The 22,554-nt window shown below is 40.4% G+C and carries 18 protein-coding genes; 10 read left to right on the top strand and 8 right to left on the bottom strand.

Annotation, left to right across the window (positions count from 1 at the left end):
* Nucleotides 1-5: 5 nt before the first annotated feature.
* From MTN96_RS13155 to MTN96_RS13135, 5 genes are read right to left on the bottom strand one after another with little or no spacing between them, the layout of a single operon-like run.
* Nucleotides 6-2,543, bottom strand: a complete 2,538-nt coding sequence (locus MTN96_RS13155; protein ID WP_248531892.1) for a glycogen/starch/alpha-glucan phosphorylase — start codon at nucleotides 2,541-2,543, stop codon at nucleotides 6-8.
* Nucleotides 2,536-4,599 (bottom strand): glycogen debranching protein GlgX, encoded by a 2,064-nt coding sequence (gene glgX, locus MTN96_RS13150; RefSeq protein WP_248531891.1) that lies wholly within the window; start codon nucleotides 4,597-4,599, stop codon nucleotides 2,536-2,538. Before glgX ends, MTN96_RS13155 begins: the two co-directional genes overlap by 8 nt.
* Nucleotides 4,592-6,811, bottom strand: a complete 2,220-nt coding sequence (gene glgB / locus MTN96_RS13145; protein WP_248531890.1) for a 1,4-alpha-glucan branching protein GlgB — start codon at nucleotides 6,809-6,811, stop codon at nucleotides 4,592-4,594. Before glgB ends, glgX begins: the two co-directional genes overlap by 8 nt.
* On the bottom strand, nucleotides 6,804-8,801 hold the full coding sequence (malQ, locus tag MTN96_RS13140; RefSeq protein ID WP_248531889.1) for a 4-alpha-glucanotransferase: 1,998 nt from the start codon (nucleotides 8,799-8,801) through the stop codon (nucleotides 6,804-6,806). Before malQ ends, glgB begins: the two co-directional genes overlap by 8 nt.
* 9 nt (nucleotides 8,802-8,810) lie before the next feature.
* Entirely contained in the window at nucleotides 8,811-9,113 is a 303-nt protein-coding gene (locus MTN96_RS13135) for an isoamylase early set domain-containing protein (RefSeq protein WP_004586437.1), read from the bottom strand.
* A 373-nt stretch (nucleotides 9,114-9,486) separates the two neighbouring features.
* Here MTN96_RS13135 and MTN96_RS13130 point away from each other — a divergent pair, with 373 nt between their 5' ends.
* On the top strand, nucleotides 9,487-10,419 hold the full coding sequence (locus MTN96_RS13130) for a hypothetical protein (protein WP_248531887.1): 933 nt from the start codon (nucleotides 9,487-9,489) through the stop codon (nucleotides 10,417-10,419).
* A gap of 64 nt (nucleotides 10,420-10,483) precedes the next feature.
* Here the strand turns inward: MTN96_RS13130 and MTN96_RS13125 are convergent, their stop codons facing one another.
* Nucleotides 10,484-11,656 (bottom strand): cellulose-binding family II protein, encoded by a 1,173-nt coding sequence (locus MTN96_RS13125; RefSeq protein ID WP_248531886.1) that lies wholly within the window; start codon nucleotides 11,654-11,656, stop codon nucleotides 10,484-10,486.
* 128 nt (nucleotides 11,657-11,784) lie between these two features.
* Nucleotides 11,785-12,213, bottom strand: a complete 429-nt coding sequence (locus MTN96_RS13120) for an Lrp/AsnC family transcriptional regulator (protein ID WP_004586440.1) — start codon at nucleotides 12,211-12,213, stop codon at nucleotides 11,785-11,787.
* A 182-nt stretch (nucleotides 12,214-12,395) separates the two neighbouring features.
* On the opposite strand from MTN96_RS13120, the gene MTN96_RS13115 reads away from it, so the two are divergent.
* The 6 genes from MTN96_RS13115 (at nucleotide 12,396) to MTN96_RS13090 (ending at nucleotide 19,414) form a co-directional block, all read left to right on the top strand.
* Nucleotides 12,396-13,601, top strand: a complete 1,206-nt coding sequence (locus MTN96_RS13115) for an aspartate aminotransferase family protein (RefSeq protein ID WP_248531885.1) — start codon at nucleotides 12,396-12,398, stop codon at nucleotides 13,599-13,601.
* 45 nt (nucleotides 13,602-13,646) lie between these two features.
* Nucleotides 13,647-14,681, top strand: coding sequence for an arginine N-succinyltransferase (gene astA / locus MTN96_RS13110; protein WP_248531884.1), 1,035 nt, complete (start codon nucleotides 13,647-13,649; stop codon nucleotides 14,679-14,681).
* Nucleotides 14,682-14,688: 7 nt separating this feature from the next.
* Nucleotides 14,689-16,155, top strand: a complete 1,467-nt coding sequence (astD, locus tag MTN96_RS13105; RefSeq protein WP_248531883.1) for a succinylglutamate-semialdehyde dehydrogenase — start codon at nucleotides 14,689-14,691, stop codon at nucleotides 16,153-16,155.
* Between the two features lie 27 nt (nucleotides 16,156-16,182).
* Complete coding sequence (locus MTN96_RS13100; RefSeq protein ID WP_248462003.1) at nucleotides 16,183-16,986, top strand: DUF1338 domain-containing protein; 804 nt, start codon at nucleotides 16,183-16,185, stop codon at nucleotides 16,984-16,986.
* A gap of 56 nt (nucleotides 16,987-17,042) precedes the next feature.
* Nucleotides 17,043-17,897 carry a transporter substrate-binding domain-containing protein gene (locus MTN96_RS13095; RefSeq protein WP_248450254.1) on the top strand — a complete coding sequence of 285 codons (855 nt, stop codon included), beginning with the start codon at nucleotides 17,043-17,045 and terminating at the stop codon, nucleotides 17,895-17,897.
* 293 nt (nucleotides 17,898-18,190) lie between these two features.
* Complete coding sequence (locus MTN96_RS13090; protein ID WP_248531882.1) at nucleotides 18,191-19,414, top strand: type III PLP-dependent enzyme; 1,224 nt, start codon at nucleotides 18,191-18,193, stop codon at nucleotides 19,412-19,414.
* A gap of 159 nt (nucleotides 19,415-19,573) precedes the next feature.
* On the opposite strand, the gene MTN96_RS13085 is transcribed toward MTN96_RS13090, so the two are convergent.
* Nucleotides 19,574-20,854, bottom strand: coding sequence for a flavohemoglobin expression-modulating QEGLA motif protein (locus tag MTN96_RS13085; protein ID WP_248531881.1), 1,281 nt, complete (start codon nucleotides 20,852-20,854; stop codon nucleotides 19,574-19,576).
* 146 nt (nucleotides 20,855-21,000) lie between these two features.
* Here MTN96_RS13085 and MTN96_RS13080 point away from each other — a divergent pair, with 146 nt between their 5' ends.
* The 3 genes from MTN96_RS13080 (at nucleotide 21,001) to betI (ending at nucleotide 22,553) form a co-directional block, all read left to right on the top strand.
* Entirely contained in the window at nucleotides 21,001-21,258 is a 258-nt protein-coding gene (locus tag MTN96_RS13080; protein ID WP_024031788.1) for a DUF3081 domain-containing protein, read from the top strand.
* Entirely contained in the window at nucleotides 21,258-21,563 is a 306-nt protein-coding gene (locus MTN96_RS13075) for a hypothetical protein (RefSeq protein ID WP_024031789.1), read from the top strand. The genes MTN96_RS13080 and MTN96_RS13075 overlap by 1 nt, the downstream gene beginning before the upstream one ends.
* A gap of 414 nt (nucleotides 21,564-21,977) precedes the next feature.
* Complete coding sequence (gene betI / locus MTN96_RS13070) at nucleotides 21,978-22,553, top strand: transcriptional regulator BetI (protein WP_024031790.1); 576 nt, start codon at nucleotides 21,978-21,980, stop codon at nucleotides 22,551-22,553.
* The last annotated feature ends 1 nt before the right edge of the window (nucleotide 22,554 follow it).

Below are 22,554 nucleotides of genomic sequence, written 5' to 3'. Positions count from 1 at the left end.
TCCGTTTAGTCTGTGCTCTTAGTGGCATGGCTCGTAGTTGCGTGTAAGTCTGTTTCACTAATAGTTAGGGGGGTTAGGTGCCAAATATCTTCACTGTATTGGCTTATGGTTCTATCGCTTGAAAATATGCCACTTGCGGCCGTATTTAAAATACTCATTTGCGTCCAATGCGTTTGGTCTTGATACGCAGCCTCTACCTGCTTTTGCGCTGCCACATAGCTTTCAAAGTCATGTGCAACCAACCACGGATCGTGAGGGCTTTTAATAGCATTAATAATGTCGTCAAATAAATTAGGCTCAAACAGGTTAAATTGCCCGCTTTCGAGTAACTGCATTACATGGCTTAGGTCGCTGTTTTGCTCTATTAAATGAGAAGGGTTATATCGCGATTTAATATCATCAATTTGATGAGCCTGCGCACCAAACAAAAAGAAGTTATCAGCGCCAACAGCGTCTCTAATTTCAATATTCGCCCCATCTAACGTACCAATAGTAAGCGCACCATTCATCATAAACTTCATGTTACCGGTGCCTGATGCTTCTTTACCTGCGGTCGATACTTGCTCTGATAAATCGGTTGCAGGGCAAATAGTTTCCATTGCGGTTACATTATAATTTGGTAAAAACGCAACTCGTAAATAAGGCGCTGCAAGTGGGTCTTTATTAATAACCTCAGCTACGTTATTAATTAACTTAATTATTTTTTTAGCCATGTAATAACCAGGGGCGGCTTTACCCCCTAGAAGCACACAACGTGGTACTAAGTTTGTGGTATCGCCTCGGCGTATACGGTCGTATAAATGAATAACATGAAGTACATTTAATAACTGGCGTTTGTATTCGTGAATACGTTTAACTTGTACGTCAAACATCATCTCTACATCAAAATCAACACCACAGCGCTCTTTCACTAAATCGACGAGACGTTGTTTGTTTTCGCGTTTAACATTTTGCCATTGCTGATGAAACGCGGTGTCGTCGAAGTAGCGGCGTAATTGGCTTATATCTGCAAAATCGCTAACCCATTTTGAGCCAATTTTTTCTGTAATTAAATGACTCAAGGCCGGGTTGCAGTGTGCTAACCAACGCCTTGGGGTAACCCCGTTGGTTTTATTATTAAACTTGTTAGGCCAAAGCTCATAAAAGGTTTTAAATAGCCCTTCTTTTAAAAGTTGGGTATGTAGTGCGGCCACACCATTTACCGAATAGCTGCCCACAATTGCTAAATAAGCCATGCGTATTTGCGGCACGTCGCCTTCTTCAATTAACGAAAGAGCACGCTGTTTACTTGCATCGCCTGGCCAATGCTGAGCCACTTGCGCTAAAAAGCGGGCGTTTATTTCATAAATAATTTCTAAAATTCGCGGCAATAGTTTTGCAAAAAGCGGCACTGACCATTTTTCTAAAGCCTCTGGCAATAGCGTGTGGTTAGTGTAAGCCATTGTGCTGGTTGTAATTTCCCACGCGTTATCCCAATCAAGCTCGTAGTCATCAACCAAAATGCGCATTAACTCTGCCACGGCAATACTTGGGTGCGTATCGTTTAATTGAAATACATGATGTGCAGCAAAGTCACTAAAGTCTTCGCCGTATTGTTCAACCCATTGCGATATGATATCTTGAATACTCGCTGATGATAAAAAGTACTGTTGGCGCAATCTAAGCTCTTTACCATTTTCACTGCTGTCATTTGGGTAAAGCACCATTGTGATTTGTTCTGCTAGGTTTTTTTGCGCTACCGCTTCTGAATAACTCCCCGCATTAAACTCGGTTAAGTTAAATTCGTCGGTCGCTTCTGATTTCCATAGCCTTAGCGTATTAACAATGTCGTTTTTATAACCAGGAATAGGCACATCATATGGCACAGCTAATACGTCGTGACAACCAACCCATTGGCGGTGTTCGCGCCCATGTTTGTCGGTATAACTTTGTACGTGCCCAAAAAACTTCACTCGTTGTGATTGCTCAGGCGCGGCAAGCTCCCACGGGTGCCCCTCACGAAGCCAGTTATCGGGTTGCTCAACTTGGTGGCCATTTTTTAATGATTGGTTAAACATACCGTATTCGTAGCGAATACCGTAACCAACCACGGGAAGCGCAAGGCTTGCACAACTATCTAAAAAGCAGGCAGCTAAACGCCCAAGGCCACCATTACCTAGCCCTGCATCGTGCTCTGCCTGGGCTACGGTTTCAATTGTGGTGCAATACTCTTGCAGTGCATTGGAGACTTGCTCGTCTAAGTCGAGATTTAAAATTGCATTACCAAGTGCTCTACCCATTAAAAATTCTAGCGATAGGTAAGCTGTTTTACGGCGTTTTTCTTGCTTGATTTGTTGTTTGGTTTCTCTGCAACGAGCAACCAGCCGATCTCTTATTGTCAGCGCAAGCGCATGATATAAATACAGTTGCGACTCACCCACTTTGTCACGCCCTAAACTGTAATAAAAGTGCCGAGTTAAATCATCTTTTAAAGTGCTTTCATCAATTACAGGGCCTTCTTGCCACCCTTTTACCACACACACATTTTCGTCTTGCTTAGACATGACCATCGTCCTCTAAATTTGCACTAAAAACCCAGCTGCTTTGTGCTGAAATTTCGACTATTACATCCTCTTTACTGCTTAGCGATGCGTTATGTACACTTGATAAAACCATCTCCCATTGCGCCGCGATAGGCGATGGGGGTAACTTACAAAAAACTGTTTTTTTACTCGCATTTAAAATGATTAATAAGGCGTATTTATTTTGCTTATCTAACAAGCTATACATTAAAAACTGGCGCTGTGGCTCGTGCCAATGCTCGTTGGTCATTTTTACGCCTTGCTCGGTAAACCATTTAACCGTAAAGCGCTCGTCAATATCTTCTGAAAACACACTGTGTTTAAACGCACTGTGACCACGTCTTATTTTTAGTGCATCGTCAATAAATCGGGTTAGTGAATGATTTTGTTGCGAGTCTTTCCATGCCAACCAACTGGTGCGGTTATTTTGACAATACGCATTATTATTGCCCCCTTGCGAGTGTCCCATCTCACTGCCTGAGGCAATCATAGGCACCCCTTTTGAGAGTATTAGCGTAAGTAAAAAGTTCTTTTGTTGCTGCAGCCTCAGGGCAATAATTTTGGCATCATTAGTAAATCCTTCAACACCACAATTGGTGGAGTGATTAGCGCTGTGGCCATCGCGATTTTGCTCGCCATTCGCTTCATTATGTTTATGCTCATAACTCACTAAATCGGCAAGCGTAAAACCATCATGGCTGGTAATAAAATTAATACTGTTTAGCGGCCCGCGCTGGCTGTGCTCAAAAATATCAAATGAGCCATGAATACGTTTTGCTACATTTGCAATAACGCCCTCTTCGCTTTGCCAAAATCGGCGTATGACATCTCTGTATTGGTCATTCCACTCTCGCCAAGGTGCAGCAAAAGCCCCCAGTTGATAACCTCCTGGCCCTATATCCCAGGGCTCACTAATAAGCTTTACACGACTTAATACAGGGTCTTGCTCAATGGCTTGAAAAAACGCATGGGCGCTATTAAAACCATGGGCATTTCGGCCTAAAATGGTGGCTAAATCAAACCTAAATCCGTCTACTCCCATTACTTGCACCCAATAACGTAAGCTATCAAGTACCAGCTTTAAAGTTTTAGGATGATCAATATTAATGGTGTTACCGCAGCCTGTATCGTTTATATACACCTGAGGCTTATCAGCCACCGTTCGGTAATAAGCTAGGTTATCTAGCCCTCTGAGAGATAAAATCGGCCCATCGGCGCCCGCTTCTGCGGTGTGGTTATAAACCACATCTAAAATAACCTCTATATCCGCTTTATGAAGCTCGCTAACCATGCGCTTAAATTCGTTAATGTCATCATCAACTAAGTAATCTTTATGCGGCGTAAAAAAGTTAAGTGTGTTGTAGCCCCAATAATTTTGCAGCCCTTTTGCTGTTAAAAACTGCTCACTTATAAAAGCATGTACAGGGAGTAGCTCTAGTGCGGTAACCCCTAAATTATGCAAATGCTCAATAAAGCTAGGGTGGCTTAAGCCTAAAAATTTGCCTTGTAAATTTTTAGGGATATTAGGGTGTCGGCACGTGGCGCCTTTTACATGGCACTCATAAATAACGGTATTAGACCAGCTATGGTTTGGCTTTTTATGTTTATAAGGCTGACTATTAATAACCCGTGATTTAGGTATATCAATGGCATTATTAACGGTGCTTTTCGTGCCAATAGGCATTTGCCCATAGTGGCGCTCACTCCATGTAAATTCGCCAAACAAGTCTTTTGCATAAGGGTCAATCAGCAATTTGTGCTCGTTAAACAGCAGACCTTTTTCAGGACTGTACTCCCCTTCTACGCGATAACCATATAATGCGCCTTCGGCTAAGGGCGCGACATGGGCTGTCCATATACCGCCTTCGTTGATATGCATGGTTACTTTTAATATTTCAGAGTGCCCACTTTTATCAAATAAGCACACATAAGCTTGTGTTGCTTTAGGTGCGTACAAGCTAAAGTTAACGCCGCCACTGCTAATAGTTGCGCCAAGTGGCTGTGGTTGCCCATGTGAAACCTCAAATCGATTACTCATCTTCAACCTTTTGTAAATAAATAGTCGTTAACCCGCCCATTGCAATTTTAATGCTGTGCGAAAAGCCATGAGCGCTTGCCTTAACACTACTAACCGTGGCGTTTTTGTTTGCTGTTACTTTAATACCTGAGCCAAAAAAAGCGTCATCATCGGTGTTTAAAATAACCTTATATTTACCCGCTGCGGGTACCCCAATTTCATACTCCTGATAAGAAACAGGCGTAAAGTTTGCCACTACTACAATAAAGTCGTGGGCATTTTTAGCATAACGTACAAAACTAAATATACTTTGCTCGTTATTGTTGTTATCTATCCATTCAAAACCCGCAGGGCTTGAGTCGAGTTCATACAGTGCAGGCGACTTTTTATAAACAGTATTAAGCGCTTGTACAGTGTTTTGTATACCGCGGTGGCTTTTATGCTCTAGCAAATGCCAATCAATAGAATGGTTGTGATCCCATTCTTTTCGCTGTGCTATTTCGCCGCCCATAAACAGCAGCTTTTTACCTGGGTGTGCCCACATAAATGCGTAATACGCACGTAGATTGGCAAATTTTTGCCAATCATCACCGGGCATTTTTTCAATTAATGAGCCTTTACCATGTACAACTTCGTCATGACTTAGCGGTAAAATGTAATTTTCACTAAATGCGTACACCATAGAAAACGTCATTTCGTGATGATGATGCTGCCTATAAAGCGGGTCATGTTGCATGTAATGAAGGCTGTCGTTCATCCACCCCATATTCCATTTGTAGCCAAAACCTAAGCCATTGTGATCAACACTTTGAGTGACTCCCGGCCACGCGGTCGACTCTTCAGCCACCATCATAATGCCCTGATTATTTTTATAACTACGCAAATTTACCTGCTTTAAGCACTCAATAGCGCCTAGGTTTTCTCGCCCACCATAACAATTGGCAACCCATTCACCTTCTTTGCGGCTGTAATCTAAATAAAGCATTGAAGCCACCGCATCTACGCGCAGTCCATCAAGGCCAAATTGCTCTAGCCAATACATCGCATTAGAGATTAAAAAGCTTTTAACCTCCGGGCGGTCGTAATTATAAATATAGGTATTCCAATCAGGATGAAAGCCTTGTCGAATATCGGCATGCTCAAATAAATGCGTGCCGTCAAAGTGGTGTAAACCATGCGGATCACTAGGAAAATGCCCAGGCACCCAATCAAGTAGCACGCCTAAGTTTGCTTTGTGACACTGCTGAACAAAGTATTTAAAACTGCTGTAATCACCAAAGCGACTAGTTGGTGCAAATAAACCCACCGGCTGGTAACCCCAAGAGCCATCAAACGGGTATTCACTTATTGGCATTAATTGAATATGCGTAAAGCCCATTTCAAGCGTGTAATTAACCAGTTTGTCGGCAAGTTCGCTATAGCTTAAATAGCGGTTTTCTTCAGCCCTTTGCCATGAACCCAAGTGCACTTCGTAAATACTTATGGGCGCGTCTATATGGTTACGCTTTTGGCGATTTTTAAGCTCGCTATCACTGAGCGAAATAGGCGTTGCTTGCTGTTGTAACACACTGGCCGTACCCGGAGCTTGCTGCATTTTAAAGGCAAACGGATCTGCTTTTTCAAGCACATCGCCTTGCTGTGTCACAATAGAAAATTTATAACAGGTATCGGGCTGAAGCCCTGCGATAAAAAGCTCCCATACACCACACGCAGGATGAAAACGCATATAATGACGATTAGCTTGCCAAAGGTTAAATTCGCCAATAACAGATACACTGGCTGCATTAGGCGCCCACACACCAAAACGCACTCCATCAACCCCTTGTTGATTAATAAAGTGTGCGCCTAAATGTTTATATGCATGCTCTAAACTGCCTTCGTTAAATAAATACATTGCATCTGTATCTAGGCTGCTTGCAAAGCTATATTCATCGTAAAAACATAATGCTGAGTTTGCATATTCAACGTTGCACTTATAAGGTTGCGTTGGCATTTCGTTGCTTGTTGCAATAAATAAATCGCTACTGTTATAACGCTTAGCAATAACTTGTTTATCATTAATAATAATATTTACATTTTTAGCTGCGGGTAAATACACGCGTATTTCGTAGCCATTTTTATAAGCATGTGCCCCTAAAAAACTAAAAGGGTCTTTAAATCTGCCGCCTTGAAGTGCAGTTACCTGTGCGTCGTAATGGGTCTGTAATGAATCCTTTGGTGCGGTACTACTCATATCCTTTCCTTATTGAATTAACTGCAGCCAAGGTACTGGCATTATTTTTAAAAATAGCGTTGCTTGAATGAGTTAAAACACGGCGCCAATTTGGGTATTCGGTATTAGTACCGGGTATATTCACCGGATACGTTTGTTTATCTAAATCATCAAGCTGAAGTGCAAATAAACGGGTCTCACTGCGTGCAAGTGCTTTGGCAAGTTCACCGTAAACACACATAGCATCGCTAGTTTCGCTAAGTTGCTCTGCGCTATGTAACTGTATAAAACGCAGTAATCGTTGTTTTTCTTGTTGTCGTTCGTGCAATTGCTGTTGGTACTGCTGATCATCAATAAGCTGATACTGGCGTTTAATATCTAAATCATCTGTTTGCCACCAGCCGCAAAATGGCGGTACGTCATGATTCGCTATCATAATTAAACAATGCTTAGGTAATTCTTGTAACGGTAAAAACTCACCATCATGTTGTTTTTCAAAATAAAATAAGCTATTTGAATAAATACCACTTACAGCAAGTGCGTGTTTTACCTCGGGCGGGACTATGCCTAAGTCTTCACCTATTACTATGCACTGATTAAGGTGAGACTCTATTTTTAAAATAGCCAATAAGTGCTCGAAAGGGTAATAAACATAACAGCCATCTTGTGTATGGTTATTTTCAAAGCACCACCATAAGCGCCTTAGTGCCATAACATGATCAATGCGCAAACCGCCAACGCCTTGCATGTTTGCGCGAATAAGTGAGCGATAAAAGGCAAAGTGATCATTTTTTAATTGTTGCGGGTTAAGCGCTGGCAGCCCCCAATTTTGCCCCGCTTGCGCCCAAGGGTCTGGCGGCGCGCCAACATTGGCATTATCACTAAAAAGGGATTGCTGAGATTGATACTCAACGCCATCACCTGCACAACCAACAGCAAGGTCATTAATTAAACCTATTGCCATGCCTTTATTTAAACAGTGCTGCTGACAATGGCTTAATTGTAATTTAGCCTGCCATTGTAAGTAGTAATCAAAGGTAGGATTGGCTGAATTTAGCGTAGTTAGGGTCTGGGCGTTTTGTTTGCAAAACTGGGCAAACTCATCGCGTCGTGAAGCGCTGGCATGTGCTTCAAAATGACTAAATAGCGCTTTAAATAATTCATATTTAACTGCGCTTACTTTTTCATAATTTATAAACTGTTCATTGCTGTTAAAAAGCGCTTTTACCTCATCACTGTGTAACAAAGCATCTAATTGTGGATTGTTTTTAGCATCAGCTGATAGTCCAATACAAATGTACAAAGGATTTAATAACGCACGGCTATTAGGGCTATAGGGACTGGCTCGCTCACTCTGCTGTGCAAACAGCAAATGTAATGGGTTGAGTAATATGTAGTCCATGTGCTGCTGCGCACATAAATCACATAGCTCTAGTAAATCATTAAAATCCCCTATACCTAAGCCCGCTTTGTTTTTAACTGTGTACAACTGCAGCGAAAGTCCAGTGCGCTTAGTATCATCTACTTGAAAAACTTTTTCTGGGGTGGCCCACAATTGAACCTCTTTGCTCTGCTCCCCTACACTAACCAGCGCCTGATGATAACCTACCGGAATAGCTCCTAAAGGCACTGCTACTTCAATATAACGCACGCCATGTACATAGTAATCGCCCGTAATAGCCAAATTATGTAAGTTAGCACGCTCATAGGTTACGTTTAACTTTGGCAACGTTATCGCAACAGGTAAATCACGTTGACGCTCATCTATGCGAATATAAAAAAGGTTATCAGTTAAATTCACTAAGCTGGTATCGGGTGCTAACTCTAACCAAGGCGCAACATCTAATTGATAATTAAGCTGTGCTATTTGGTGTTCATCTTCGGTATTTACACCACAACATTGTAAGGCACGTTTGCGCGTGTCTTCGCTAAATATAACCTGCTCGCCCGTGTATTTAGTAAACTCATAACCGATACCGTGCAGATAAAACAACTGCGAAAGTGCGTCCATTTACTCGCCTTAATTTATGCGTTGAGTGTTCACTATGCTATTTTCTGTGCCAAATGTATTAGGTAGGTAGTCATCTGCTTGGTGGTCGTTATCCCAAATGTCACCATTAATTAAATAACGAAAATGAAACTGCTGATCAACTGGCAAGCGTTGCTTACATTTAAATACCCCTTCTTTTTTATTAAGCTTCATAGGCACCGGCTGCCAATCGGTAAATTCGCCAAGTAAACTTACTTGCTCTGCATCAGGGTGGGTAAACTCAAAGGTAACTTCAGCTTCATTTTTTGTTTTGAAAAAACGTTTATTCAACATAGTAGGCTCCAACTAAACCAAAATGGGTACTTAATCTTTGCCACAGGGCCGATACAACACTTCAAAGGGCGATGTGGGGTGCATTTAAACATCATTAAACGCGGGTAATTTAAACAAATTTTTATTTACGCATTATTACAGTGCAAAAAAGTTTTTAGCTGCACATATAAGGTGCGATTACGATAAAAATTTTCGCTTATTAATGACAAACTAATGTACAGCAAGTATTAAACCAACTTAATCATTTTTCATTATTAATATATTGAGCAAAAAATCGTATAAAGGTTCACACTGACCTATAAAATTCTTTCGTTATCAGTGTGCTTAAGTAATAATACACAGCATCTTACGTCTCTGAAATACCAAAAATTTCATGTTGAAAAAAAGCATTTTATTTACTACGGTAATTGTATTTATTGCACTTGCCTCCTTTGTAAGCCTTTCTATACATACCCTTTATAGTAAAAAGCAATTATCAGTAGACCCTAAATTAAAAGAAATTTCAGGCATTGAGTTTGATAAAAAAAAGCGTTTGTGGGCGATTAATGATGGCGGTGACGACCCAAAACTTTATCGCCTGGGCGAAGATGGCGCTATTGAAAAAGAAATCCTTGTTACGAATGCTAAAAATATAGACTGGGAAGACATGACGCAAAATAAATTTGGTCATTTTTTCTTAGGTGATTTTGGCAATAATAAAAACGACAGAAAGTGGTTAACTATCTATAAAATAGAAAACCCAATAGATATAAAAACAGAGACTACCGAAGCCGAAATTATTAAGTTTACCTATCCTGAAATGGACGGCACTCCCATTACGCCTAACAAACGCAACTTTGATTTAGAAGCCTTTGTAGAATACAAACGCCATTTATATTTATTTACCAAAAATAGAACCGAACCTTTCGATGGCATAACCAATGTTTATAAAGTGGGCGATCATGCAGCCAATTTTGATGCTCAGTTAATTGATTCATTTAAAACATGCACAACTTTAGAAAAACTCTGTTGGATTACATCCGCTGCTCTTAGCCCTGACAGGACTAAACTTGTGTTACTTGATTCTACAAGTATTTGGCTGTTCGAAAACTTTAAAGGCGACAAGTTTTTTTCTGGTGATGTGTCTCGAATCGATTTAGGTATTGTTACGCAAAAAGAAGCGATCACCTTTTATGATGATAATACGCTTATTTTTACCGATGAAGAATTTAAAGGGCTGGTAGGAGGAAATGCTTACGTTATTAAATTAAACGAAGCACAAAAAACCGTTATCAGACAAGCGCCAAAGGCTGCTGTAAATAAATAGCTATACAATATTTACACAAAATTTTGCTATACACGTGGGCTTTAATGAAACGCTGCTCACGCTATTAATTTAATGCGTTGTTATTAAATGAGTGCAGCGCTTTTTCTACATCAACTCCCAAAATAATAACACCAATATGATCGCCCTTGGCATTTTTTATCGGTAAACTTAATTGCACCTGAAAATGATGTGTTGAGGCATCATATTCAACACTGTCAAAGCGATACGCTAAAGACTGCTGGTATACGAGGCTAAATTTATTCTCATCCCCTTGCCAATAATCGCTGGTGATTTTGCTTATAGCCACATTTTTACCTTGCTTATCTGTCACTATAATTTCGGTAATTATGCCTTTGAACTGCCTTTGCCATTGTTTTAAATATAATGAAGCATCAGTAAATAGCATATTTTTAGCTAAATCATGTTGATGTGTTTTAACTTCTTTTATCCAATGATCGTCAGCGAGTTTAAGCGCTTTGTTAGTCAGCTTTATATGGTTACTTTGCGCTGCGGCATCGGTAATTATGGGCTGTGAAATTAACGCCTTTATTGGCTCTAACAATGTATTTAATATTTGTACTTGTTCGCCCTGTGATAAATAAAACGGTGCAGGGGCACATTGAGGAATCGTTTCATCGAATTTTTCTAAAAAAGAAGGGTGCGAATTAATAAGCTTATTAGCAGCAAAAACCCCTAGAGGCACATAACGATAAAATGAGCGCGGATAGGCAGATGCGTCAATACCTAAGTGATCGGCAGCATTATTAAAATCATCTAAATCAAGTAATACTTTGTCTACTCTATGATGGTGAAGTACGTTTACTATTTCTTCTAGCGAGTTCACTTCAACTAACGAGGTAATATTTTGCGTTTTAAACCAATTAGCCTGATAACTGCCATGGACCACGCCATAACGTAATTTTTTCGGGTCTTTATTAACGCTATCGGGATGAGTAAACCAGTACCAATTTTCTAGGTAAATAGGTGATGACAACTTACCATACTGGCTCATCTCAGAGGTTAAATGCGTTGTAAAATACCCATCCAACCTATCTTGTTTTACCTCGCGACGAGCCCTCAGCCAAGGTAACGATTGCAACTCAAATGGCATATCCATATTGTGTAAAATGCATTGCACTTGGTTAACCGCATTATCTGGTGTTGTAAGCGATACATTGGTACCAAATTTTAAGGGTTCAGTTAAAGTTAAAAGTGCAAAAAATAACGTTGTGGGCATAATCCATTGCTAAATAATTGTGTTAATTACAATTAGTATAGTAAGGCTTTGCCAAAATATCTAACTTCGATAAAATTAAATATTAAGTTAAATCAATAGGTAACCATTCGCTTCAGTAACACTTAACTTTAACGCTTAAATTTTGTTTCTAAAATCACTGACGATGTTGTGCGCTCTACCCCATCTAAATTACCTATATCATCAAGTAAATGGCTTAGCTTTTCTAAGTTTTGCGCTTGCACTACAGCAATTAAATCGAACTCCCCACTTATGGCATAAAGCTGGGAAATAGCATCAATCTGTTTAAGTTCTAAATTGGTTTTAGTGGTGAGTTTTTGCATCACCTTTATAGATACATGAGCCGAGACCATACTGGTCAAATAGTCTTCACCGTAATCTACGCTATAGCCTTTTATAACTCCTGTTTCTTCAAGTTTTAACATACGGCTTTGCACGGTAGAGCGCGATAAATTAAGCATGCGTGCCAAGTCAGAAATACTGGCTCTTGCATTGGTTTTTAAAATTGAAAGTAGCTTTTCGTCTTGTGGAGTTATCATATTGCTTATTAATTTCGTTATTTTGACTTTTATTGTAATCATTTTTCACAAAATAGCACTGCAAATTTAACCTACAACCTTCGATAATAGTGCTTAATAACAAAAATTACCTAGCTGAGAAAACGCTAACGTTTTTATTTTGCTAATCTTTATTCAATATTCACAATTTTTAGGTGTACATAATGCAAGTAACAAGAGACTTATTTAACGATGTAATGGTGCCAAACTACAATCCGTCGGCAGTTATTCCAGTGCGCGGCGAAGGCTCACGTGTGTGGGATCAAAATAACAATGAGTTTATTGATTTTGCAGGCGGTATTGCCGTTAATTGTTTAGGCCACTGTCACCCAGCGCTTGTATCTGCTTTAAAAGAGCAAGGCGAAAAAATTTGGCACTTATCAAATGTAATGACTAACGAACCTGCCCTGCGTTTAGCACAAAAAATGGTTGAAGCGACATTTGCAGATAAAGTGTATTTTGCAAACTCAGGCGCAGAAGCCAACGAAGCGGCTCTTAAGCTTGCTCGTCGTTTTGCACTTGACGAACACAGCGAAGAAAAATCGCAAATTATTGCCTTTAATAAAGGGTTTCACGGCCGTACATTTTTTACAGTAACGGTGGGCGGACAAGCTGCTTACTCTGATGGCTTTGGCCCTAAACCTGGCGACATTATGCATTGTGATTATAACGATATTGCAGCATTTGAAGCACTCATCAGTGATAAAACATGTGCCGTAATGATGGAGCCACTACAAGGTGAAGGCGGCATTATTTCACCAACAGATGAATTTGCTAAAAAAGTACGCGAGTTATGTACCAAGCACAATGCACTGCTAATTTTTGATGAAGTACAAACAGGCGTTGGCCGCACTGGCGATTTATACGCTTACGAAGGTTTAGGTGTAGTGCCCGATATTTTAACGACAGCTAAAGCTTTAGGCGGTGGTTTTCCTATTGGCGCTATGATCACTCGTACTCATATCGCAGAGCACTTAAAAGTTGGTACGCACGGCTCTACGTACGGTGGTAACCCACTAGCTTGTGCAGTAGCAGAAGCTGCATTTGACACCGTAAACACACCGGATGTACTCAACGGCGTTAAAGAGCGTGAACAACTATTTCGCGATGGCTTAAGTGCAATTAACGAAAAATACAACGTATTTAGCGAAGTACGTGGTAAAGGTTTACTTATTGGTGCGGTATTAAACGATAAATTTGAAGGCCGCGCACGTGACTTTTTAGTTGCCAGTGCTAACAATGGTTTAATGAACCTTGTTGCAGGCATGAATGTTATTCGTTTTACCCCTTCTTTAGTTATTCCATTTGAAGATATTAAAGAAGGCCTAGCACGCTTTGAAAAAGCAGTAAGCGACGTAGTAAACGGCTAATTTAATTAAGCGCGCCTTAGGGCGCGCTGTTGGAGCAAGTAATAAATGCAAGTATTACGTCCTATTACCACTGAAGACTTTGCTGCACTTAAGCAAATTGCGATTGAATCGGGCCATGGGTTTACCTCACTTCCGGTGGACGATCAGCAATTAAAAGACAAAATAGACCGCGCCGAAAAAAGCTTTGCTAAAAATATCAATCAGCCGTTAGATGAAAGCTACCTATTTGTTTTAGAAGACAGTGAAACAAGTGAGGTTATTGGAACAACCGCCATAGAAGCCGCTGTTGGCTTATCGGTGCCGCTTTATCATTACCATTTAGGTAAAACAGTACACCACTCGCCTACACTTAATGTTTATAACACCGTTGATATTTTAAGCATGTGTAACGATTACACCGGATGCTCTGAAATATGTACTTTGTTTTTGCGCGAAAACAGCCGTAAAGGCTTAACCGGGCGCTTTTTATCACGCTCACGCTTTTTATTTATGGCGCAGCACAGCGAACGCTTTGCCGATACCGTGATTGCTGAAATGCGCGGCGTAAGTGACGAAGATGGTCATTCACCGTTTTGGCAGTGGCTGCAAGAGCACTTTTTTAGTATTGAGTTTCCCAAGGCCGATCATTTAGTGGGGCTTGGCGATAAAGTGTTTATTAGTGAGTTAATGCCTAAATACCCTATTTACGTCAATCTACTCAGTAAAAAAGCCCAAGCAGTGATTGGCAACGTGCATGAAAAAACTAAACCCGCACTTAAACTGCTCGAAAAAGAAGGCTTTGAGCACCGTGGCTACGTTGATTTGTTTGATGCAGGCCCAACGGTAGAAGCCAAGCTTGGTAATATTCGCAGTATTCGTGAATCTCAAGTTTGCCCTATTACTATTGGCGAGCTGGAACATATTAGCCAGCACAGCTCAGATACTTTAGCCGTTTGCAATCAGGGTGTAAGTGGGTTTAGAGCAACCTTTACCCAGCACGCCCACTATAACCACGCTAAACACACATTAGTAATAAGCCAAGAAGTGGCTGATGCCCTTAATTTATCCCAAGGAGATGCAGCGCGTTTTTTCCGCCTGTAAAACAAATATGAACACACACCTTATAAATAACCAATGGCATTCAGGCCAAGGCCCCGCTTTTAGCTCTGTTAATCCGAGTAACGGCAAAGTTGTATGGCAAGGTAATGGCGCAACAGCTGAGCAAGTAGATGCTGCAATCAATGCAGCTAGAGCCGCACAAGTACAATGGGCAGATACGCCTATTGAGTCGCGTATAACCATACTTGAAAACTTTGTAGCACAATTAAAAGAGCACAGCGAAGAATTTGCAGCCATTATAGCGCGCGAAACCGGCAAGCCTCTTTGGGAAACACGCACAGAAGTAGGCGCTATGACAGGTAAAGTGGCCATTTCGATTAAAGCGTACAACGAGCGTACCGGCACCACTGAAAACCCAATGCCGGGTGCTAAAGCCTTTATACGCCATAAACCACACGGCGTTGTGGCTATATTTGGCCCGTATAACTTTCCTGGGCATTTACCTAATGGCCATATTGTACCGGCTATTTTAGCGGGTAACACCGTGGTATTTAAACCGTCTGAGCTAACCCCTCACGTTGCTGAATTTACTTTATCACTTTGGTTAAAAGCAGGCTTACCAGCAGGTGTTATTAACCTAGTGCAAGGTGAAGTAGAAACAGGTAAAGCTCTTGCTTCGCATCAAAACATAGACGGCTTATTTTTTACCGGCAGCTCAAACACCGGCCATTTATTACATAAACAGTTTGCAGGCCACCCAGGTAAAATATTAGCGCTTGAAATGGGCGGTAATAACCCATTAATCGTTAAAAATGTAGCCGATGTAAGCGCTGCAGTGCACGATATTATTCAATCGGGCTTTATTACTTCTGGCCAGCGCTGTACCTGTGCACGCCGCGTGTTTATTGAAAAATCGCTCAATGGCGATGCTATTTTAGCAAAACTGATTAGCGCAACTAAAAACATTGTTGTTGATGACAGCTTTGCAAGCGATCAACCATTTATGGGTGCCATGATCAGCGAAAAAGCCGCCTTAGGCATGGTTGCAGCGCAAAAAGAATTAGTTGCAAGTGGTGGCGAAATACTTGTTGAGCTTAAGCAGCTCAAAGCAGGCACTGGGTTTGTAAGCCCAGGTATTATTGATGTAACTAACATTACCAACATGGCCGATGAAGAACACTTTGGCCCGCTTATAAAAGTGTATCGCTACAACGACTTTGACAGCGCAATAGCAGAGGCTAATAACACCAGCTTTGGTCTATCAGCAGGCTTACTTGGCGATAACGAAGATGATTACAGCCACTTTTTAAAACGCATTCGTGCCGGCATTGTCAATTGGAACCGCCCTATTACGGGTGCCTCTAGTGCAGCACCGTTTGGTGGCATAGGCGCAAGTGGTAACCACAGAGCAAGTGCGTATTATGCCGCTGATTATTGTGCCTACCCTGTAGCATCAGTTGAGGCCGATAAGGTAAACCTGCCACAAACTTTAGCGCCAGGCTTAGTAATTGAATAAGTGAATAACCCAATTTAAGGATTTAACATGCACACTAACGTAAATACATTATTTGAAAACCTATGGGATAACTATTTAGCCGTTACCCCCTCGGCAGATAAAATTCATGATTTATTAGGCTCAACGCAAAAAGATGACATTATTAACGACCATATTGCGCTGCGGACCTTTAATATTGAAAAAGTAGGCCTAGAAAAACTAGCCGCGCACTTTTTAGCACTTGGTTATACAGAGTGTGGTGAATACCACTTTGAAGCTAAAAAGCTCTATGCTAAACACTACGAGCATAGCGACCCTAAGCAACCTAAAGTATTTATTTCTGAGCTATTAGTTGAAAAATGTTCACCAGAGTTACAAGCCATTGTGACAGATATGGTAGAGCAAATAGATGAAAACGCAGTAACTGCCGATAACTTTTTATACTCAGGCACACATTGGCAAGTAAGTAGCGATACTTACAAGCAGTTACTCGCTGAAAGTGAGTACGCAGCGTGGATGTCGGCATGGGGCTATCGTGCAAACCACTTTACTGTAAATATTAATATGCTTGCTAAGTTTGACAATATTCAGGATGTTAACCAAGCACTTAAAGACGCAGGCTTCGCCCTAAATACATCAGGCGGCGAAGTAAAAGGCTCACCAGAGGTATTATTAGAGCAATCATCAACCCTTGCAGATGAGTATGCTGTCACCTTTAGCGACGGCGAACTGCGCATCCCTAGCTGTTTTTATGAGTTTGCCATTAGATACCCTAAAGCCGATGGCGAGCTTTACACGGGGTTTGTTGCAGCCTCTGCTGATAAAATCTTTGAAAGCACTAACGCGCGCTAAAAATAAAACATGCCTTAATGTTTTAACTTAAAAAAAGCCCGTTTGGGCTTTTTTTTATGACAAAAATATTTAGAACATTTACACTAAGTTTTATGCCTGTATTTACTAAATTTTTGATTATCTTGCATGTACTGCTTATATCATCATTGAGCCATGCAAATGAACCACTTACATTACTCTCTAGAGCGAATGCGTCTACTGATGGCTTTTTAAACTCAGATAAAACGTTCGAAAGCCTGCTCAATCATACAATTAATACTAAATTGCAGTGGACCAACCAAGCTCGTTTAATCAAGCGGCTTATGGGTAATGAAGCAGTATGCAGCTACGATATAATAAAAACGCCCGAGCGTGAAAAACATATTTTGTTCTCAAATATACCAACTACTATTTACGAGCAACGAAAAATATACGCATTTAAACGCACCTTACAAAACTTTCCTGAACGAGTCTCTGTTGCTCAACTACTAGAAAAAGACTTTACCCTTGCCGTAGACTCAGGAACGAGTTATCAAAAACTTGAGCCTGTTTTAACAAAGTATAATGAGCAAATTGCAGCAATAAGCTCAGAAGATACCAGCTCTCAACTACCTCAACTTCTCATCCATAATAGAATAGACATGATTGTCGATTACGAGGTTAACGTACTTGGTGCACTCACCAGTGAGCAACTAAAACAAATAGATAGTCGTGAAATAGCTGAATTTCCAGAATTTGTTAATGGCTACTTTGCATGTAGTAAGTCAGAGCTTGGCGAAAAAGTAATAAAAACCATCAATATTTTAATGAACACCCCCGAAATTTACGAGCGCTTACAAAAAAGTTTACAACAAGCCTATAGTGCTGATACATCCAGCGCTATGATGCTTGCTTACTCTCAAGAGCACGTATACTTAACATCTGATGAGTAAAATCAATCGTCAAGATAAACTCAACAAATCAATATAAGCCACTGATTTTAATAACAAATAAATTATTTTGAATTTATTTAAAATTTTTATTGCGCTGGATAAAAACCTACATTATTATCTCGCCGCTTCTTGATGATAGCCAATCCGAGTACATTACAAACCCCGTTTGTAGCAAGGCGATAGAGCAACTATCCAAGAGTGAATTTGACTGTGCGTTTGCACTATTGATCTCACTCAACTGACTCGTGGATACACCATACCCGAGCAGTTGCTTAATTGACTCGGAAAATAAAATGGCTTTATCAACACAACAACAAGACACCGTAACTAAAGTACCTGCAGCAGCGGTTGCTGCAAATCAAGCAATTGATTGCGCGCAACCGAGTATTGCCCACATTGAACAACTTGCTTCACAATTTGGCGCACCTCTAATGGTGCTTGACTGCGACGCTATACGCCGTCAATACCGTGCACTTAAACATGCACTGCCTGGCGTTGTGTTACATTTTGCTTTAAAGCCTTTACCGCATGCTGCTGTTGTGCGCACTTTGTTAGATGAAGGCGCAAGCTTTGATTTAGCAACCAGTGGCGAAGTTGACTTAGTAGCAAGCCAAGGCGTACCTAGCGAGCGTACAATTCACACGCACCCAATAAAGCGCGACAGTGACATTCGCGACGCACTTGCCTACGGCTGTACAGTGTTTGTGGTGGATAACATTAACGAGCTTGAAAAATTTATTGCCTATAAAGATCAAGCCGAAATTTTAGTGCGTTTAAGCTTTCGTAATAAAGATGCATTTGCTGATTTGTCTAAAAAGTTTGGCTGCAGCCCAGAGGCGGCAATCGACATTATTAGCCTTGCCCAGCAACTTGGTATTCGTATTAAAGGGTTATCGTTTCATGTTGGCTCGCAATCACCTAACCCAACTAAATACGTTGAAGCGATAAATGCATCTGCAAAAGTGGTTAAACAGGTGGCTGAGTTAGGCTTACCAGCACTTAGTACAATCGATATTGGTGGTGGGTTTCCTGTGCCGTACAGCGCAGATGTGCTACCAATTGATGTATTTTGTGCGCCTATTAATATCGCGTTGGCACAATTACCAGAAACAATGCAAATTATTGCTGAACCTGGCCGTTTTATTGTAGCAAGTAGTGTAACCAGTGTTGCCTCTGTAATGGGACAAGCAACGCGCGAAGGTAAAACATGGTACTACTTAGATGATGGCGTTTATGGCTCTTTTAGCGGTTTAATGTTTGATGAGGCAGCCTACCCTATCGATAGTGCAAAACAAGATGGCGAGCGTTTTGAGTCGGTACTTGCAGGCCCAACATGCGACAGTATAGATGTAATAAGTGATTCAATTATGCTGCCAAAACTAAACAATGGCGATTTAATTATTAGCCGTATGATGGGTGCCTACACACTTGCTACAGCAACCGACTTTAACTTTTTTAAACGTGCTGAGGTCGTTGTATTAAACGAGCAAATGCACAGCCAAGTATTAACAGGTTAAGAAAATAAGTTCCTCGCTATAGGTACGCTGGCTTGTACCTATACATTTCAACGCAGTTGCTCATTCCAACTGCGTTTTTTTATTGCGTTAAATAACTGGGGCTTGTTTACCTTTTTACTCAACAGAGCAGGCTCTAATAAAAGCAACCTGCGCTACTTATTACAAAAATAATGGTTTATAGTCGTTTTCTAACTGTTCAAACGATAAGTCGCCTATAAATCTGCCAAAGCTTAGCCACGTTGCTAAACCTCGTAAATCTTTAAAATGTGGTGGTACAAATTTTGGACTTTCTATTACACCTAAACTATGTAATTGCGATATAAGTCTAAAATCATCAATCGATATTTTTCCGACCAACAATAATGGCAGCTGATCAATGCGCCCAAGCTGTATAGCAACACGAATTAAGTTATATACCAGCACAAATCCTTTAATGTAAGCAATATCCTTAGTAAAAGGTAAGCCTGTTGCCGTACTGCCTCTAAATACACGTTGTGCTAACGTATAGCTTTCATCTTTTGAAAGCCCTTGCGCTAAGTAGTCACGGTATATATCAACAAACTCTGCACCATCAATCACTTTAGTAACTGCTTGAATACGATTTACTAACTTTGATAAACGCCTAGGTGTTGATTTAAGGGTAATTATTTCGGTTAAAACAGCTAAGCCTTCTTGAGTCACTGTTGAGCTTGGCGTCCCTTTACTTAAACAGGTTAAATAAGGCTGAGCTAGCCCGTTTTGCGTTGTACCTACGTGTATCCACCCTTCGTGCACTTCTAAAATATCGAGCTCACGCTGTGAGAATTTAACATCTTGATTTAGCTTAATGTTATTTGCACCTGCAGCAGCATCACTAACAATCCCATCGCTGAGCATAACCTCTACATTAATACCCGCCATACTACTATTTACTTGCTCAGATAAAATACGCACGGCATCACTTGCATTAATATTTTTAGGATCATCAGGCAAAATATCGGCTATTAATAAGTTTTGCAGTGGCTTTTCTAGCATATTGGCAAGTTCGAACAGTGAAGGTTCACCCGCATGAAATAAATCTTTTGGGTGACCAAAAAGCTCTACCGACAAATCATGAAACTCAGGCGTTCCTCTATACTCAAGCATACTGAGCACCGTTTTATACTCACTACACATTTTACCCATGTATTGAGAAATAGGATTTAGCTGACCTAGCTGGTTAATAATATTGCGGTGCAAGTTAGAAAACGCTTGGCGTAATTCGCTGGGGACAAATCCTAAATCTCGTTGCTGGTAATAGGCGCTATCGATTAGCGGATTTTTTTGGCACTTTTGTCTAAAAAACGTCTCTTTGATTTGTTTATCCCAGCTAATGGCATCGAGTATTCTAATGGGTGTTTGTAAAGCAATTAATTGCTCTGACAGTTCGCGAGTTTTAAGGAGTAAAGCCTTGTCTATCATGGTGTAAGCTCAACAAAAAATGAGGCTTGAGCATAAGATAAAACCAGTTAATAGCAAGATTATTTTAGCGCTTATTAGGCATTGTTTTTACGGTGATCGACCCTCATATATAAAACGTAATAGCTTTAAACAATAAAGGGTTAATGATGAAAAACGAACTCGATAACAAGCAGATCCTCTCTGTATACGAACGTATTCAGCAGCGCGGTAAACAAAATGATATTGGTAAACATTATCAAGGTGTTACGGCTTACTCTGACATTGACGGCTACACTATTTACTTAGAAGGTAGCGGCGTATTGTTACGCTTTGGGTTTCATAATGCTTATCACCTAGATTATGAGCATGACAAACATAAAGACGACTTTTTAAAAAAACTATACAACATTGCTAATGAGGAATAATGCAGCCAAGACGCATTCGTAAACGCACCACAAACAAGCAAACCACCTCGTTTATAAACCAGGTAATCACTGAGCTGCAAGCGCACCCAGAAAAGCTGGAGATAATCCGTCGAAACCTAAACGAATACCGCGAACAGACTCACCTTAAACGCGGTTTTTTGCTGGCTATTGAACGCTTTGACTGGGTGTTTGAGGCCAGTAACGATGTTAATTTTATATGCCAACAAATCTTAGCCGATGATTACATAGGTAATCGCCTTAGACGCTACCCACTATTATTTAAAGGCGTTATTAATAGCGCCTAATTTACACGCCTTTTTTAACCTTAACGCCTCCTCTTATAGCCATTACACACTGCTATTTTTTTAATTAGTACACTAATTAAACATGTGAAATGGTTTCGTTTGCTTATTTAAAATACCCTTCGTACTCTAACTATTACCATTCTAACGAATATTTATCTTTTTTATTACTCATACCCCGTAAACAAATCCTTACTATTTTTACCATTTAAAAATAAAAGTGTAACCCATTGAATATAGGTGACTTTATTAATAAAGACCTACATATGGTACTACTGAAAATTAACCCGTTTTTATTAATAATCCATCTACATCTTGGTATCTGGTTGTTTACTTGCGCCTTGAATTGTTAGAGCTATTACATTAAGCTTATCTTTATTGAACGTTCAATTAATAAAAATTATGCCTAAAGTCGGAATGGAACCTGTCAGGCGTCAGCAGCTAATTGACGCGACCATTGAGTCAGTTGCACAGCGCGGTTTGCAAGGAACAACTATTAACACCATCAGTAAAAATGCAGGTTTATCATCTGGTATTATTAGCCATTACTTTGGTGGCAAGCAGGGGTTAATAGAGGCAACCGTTAGGTATTTGTTATCGAATTTAAAAAATGAATTAATTGAAAAAGTTGAGCCAACCACCAGCGCAATTGAGCGTTTGATGTTTATTGTTGAGGCCAACTTTGCACTTGTTCAACAGCGCAATGACACCACGCGTACGTGGTTAAGTTTTTGGGCGCAGTCAATGCACGATCAAGAGCTGCACAGGCTGCAAAATGTAAACAGTAATCGCTTGCAAAGTAATTTAGCATTTTCTTTTAAGCAACTAATGCCCGTAAAGCAAGCAAAACAAGCTGCAGAACTGAGCGCCGCCATGATTGATGGCCTATGGTTAAGAGCAGTATTAAGTCAATCTGACGAAAACCAATTTAAACACAGTGAAACATTAGCAAAAAGCTATGTACATTCACTCATCAAGCAATATGGAGCCTAGC

It is taken from the genome of Pseudoalteromonas sp. 2CM28B (genome assembly GCF_023161935.1).
Note: the sequence above shows the minus strand (reverse complement) of the source record. Positions and strands in the feature narration are given on the sequence as shown.

What these genes read in the sequence shown, in the direction of transcription:
- MTN96_RS13155 (WP_248531892.1), bottom strand. Translation starts at nt 2,543, where the DNA reads ATGTCTAAGCAAGACGAAAATGTGTGTGTGGTAAAAGGGTGGCAAGAA.
- glgX (WP_248531891.1), bottom strand. Translation starts at nt 4,599, where the DNA reads ATGAGTAATCGATTTGAGGTTTCACATGGGCAACCACAGCCACTTGGC.
- glgB (WP_248531890.1), bottom strand. Translation starts at nt 6,811, where the DNA reads ATGAGTAGTACCGCACCAAAGGATTCATTACAGACCCATTACGACGCA.
- malQ (WP_248531889.1), bottom strand. Translation starts at nt 8,801, where the DNA reads ATGGACGCACTTTCGCAGTTGTTTTATCTGCACGGTATCGGTTATGAG.
- MTN96_RS13135 (WP_004586437.1), bottom strand. Translation starts at nt 9,113, where the DNA reads ATGTTGAATAAACGTTTTTTCAAAACAAAAAATGAAGCTGAAGTTACC.
- MTN96_RS13130 (WP_248531887.1), top strand. Translation starts at nt 9,487, where the DNA reads ATGTTGAAAAAAAGCATTTTATTTACTACGGTAATTGTATTTATTGCA.
- MTN96_RS13125 (WP_248531886.1), bottom strand. Translation starts at nt 11,656, where the DNA reads ATGCCCACAACGTTATTTTTTGCACTTTTAACTTTAACTGAACCCTTA.
- MTN96_RS13120 (WP_004586440.1), bottom strand. Translation starts at nt 12,213, where the DNA reads ATGATAACTCCACAAGACGAAAAGCTACTTTCAATTTTAAAAACCAAT.
- MTN96_RS13115 (WP_248531885.1), top strand. Translation starts at nt 12,396, where the DNA reads ATGCAAGTAACAAGAGACTTATTTAACGATGTAATGGTGCCAAACTAC.
- astA (WP_248531884.1), top strand. Translation starts at nt 13,647, where the DNA reads ATGCAAGTATTACGTCCTATTACCACTGAAGACTTTGCTGCACTTAAG.
- astD (WP_248531883.1), top strand. Translation starts at nt 14,689, where the DNA reads ATGAACACACACCTTATAAATAACCAATGGCATTCAGGCCAAGGCCCC.
- MTN96_RS13100 (WP_248462003.1), top strand. Translation starts at nt 16,183, where the DNA reads ATGCACACTAACGTAAATACATTATTTGAAAACCTATGGGATAACTAT.
- MTN96_RS13095 (WP_248450254.1), top strand. Translation starts at nt 17,043, where the DNA reads ATGACAAAAATATTTAGAACATTTACACTAAGTTTTATGCCTGTATTT.
- MTN96_RS13090 (WP_248531882.1), top strand. Translation starts at nt 18,191, where the DNA reads ATGGCTTTATCAACACAACAACAAGACACCGTAACTAAAGTACCTGCA.
- MTN96_RS13085 (WP_248531881.1), bottom strand. Translation starts at nt 20,854, where the DNA reads ATGATAGACAAGGCTTTACTCCTTAAAACTCGCGAACTGTCAGAGCAA.
- MTN96_RS13080 (WP_024031788.1), top strand. Translation starts at nt 21,001, where the DNA reads ATGAAAAACGAACTCGATAACAAGCAGATCCTCTCTGTATACGAACGT.
- MTN96_RS13075 (WP_024031789.1), top strand. Translation starts at nt 21,258, where the DNA reads ATGCAGCCAAGACGCATTCGTAAACGCACCACAAACAAGCAAACCACC.
- betI (WP_024031790.1), top strand. Translation starts at nt 21,978, where the DNA reads ATGGAACCTGTCAGGCGTCAGCAGCTAATTGACGCGACCATTGAGTCA.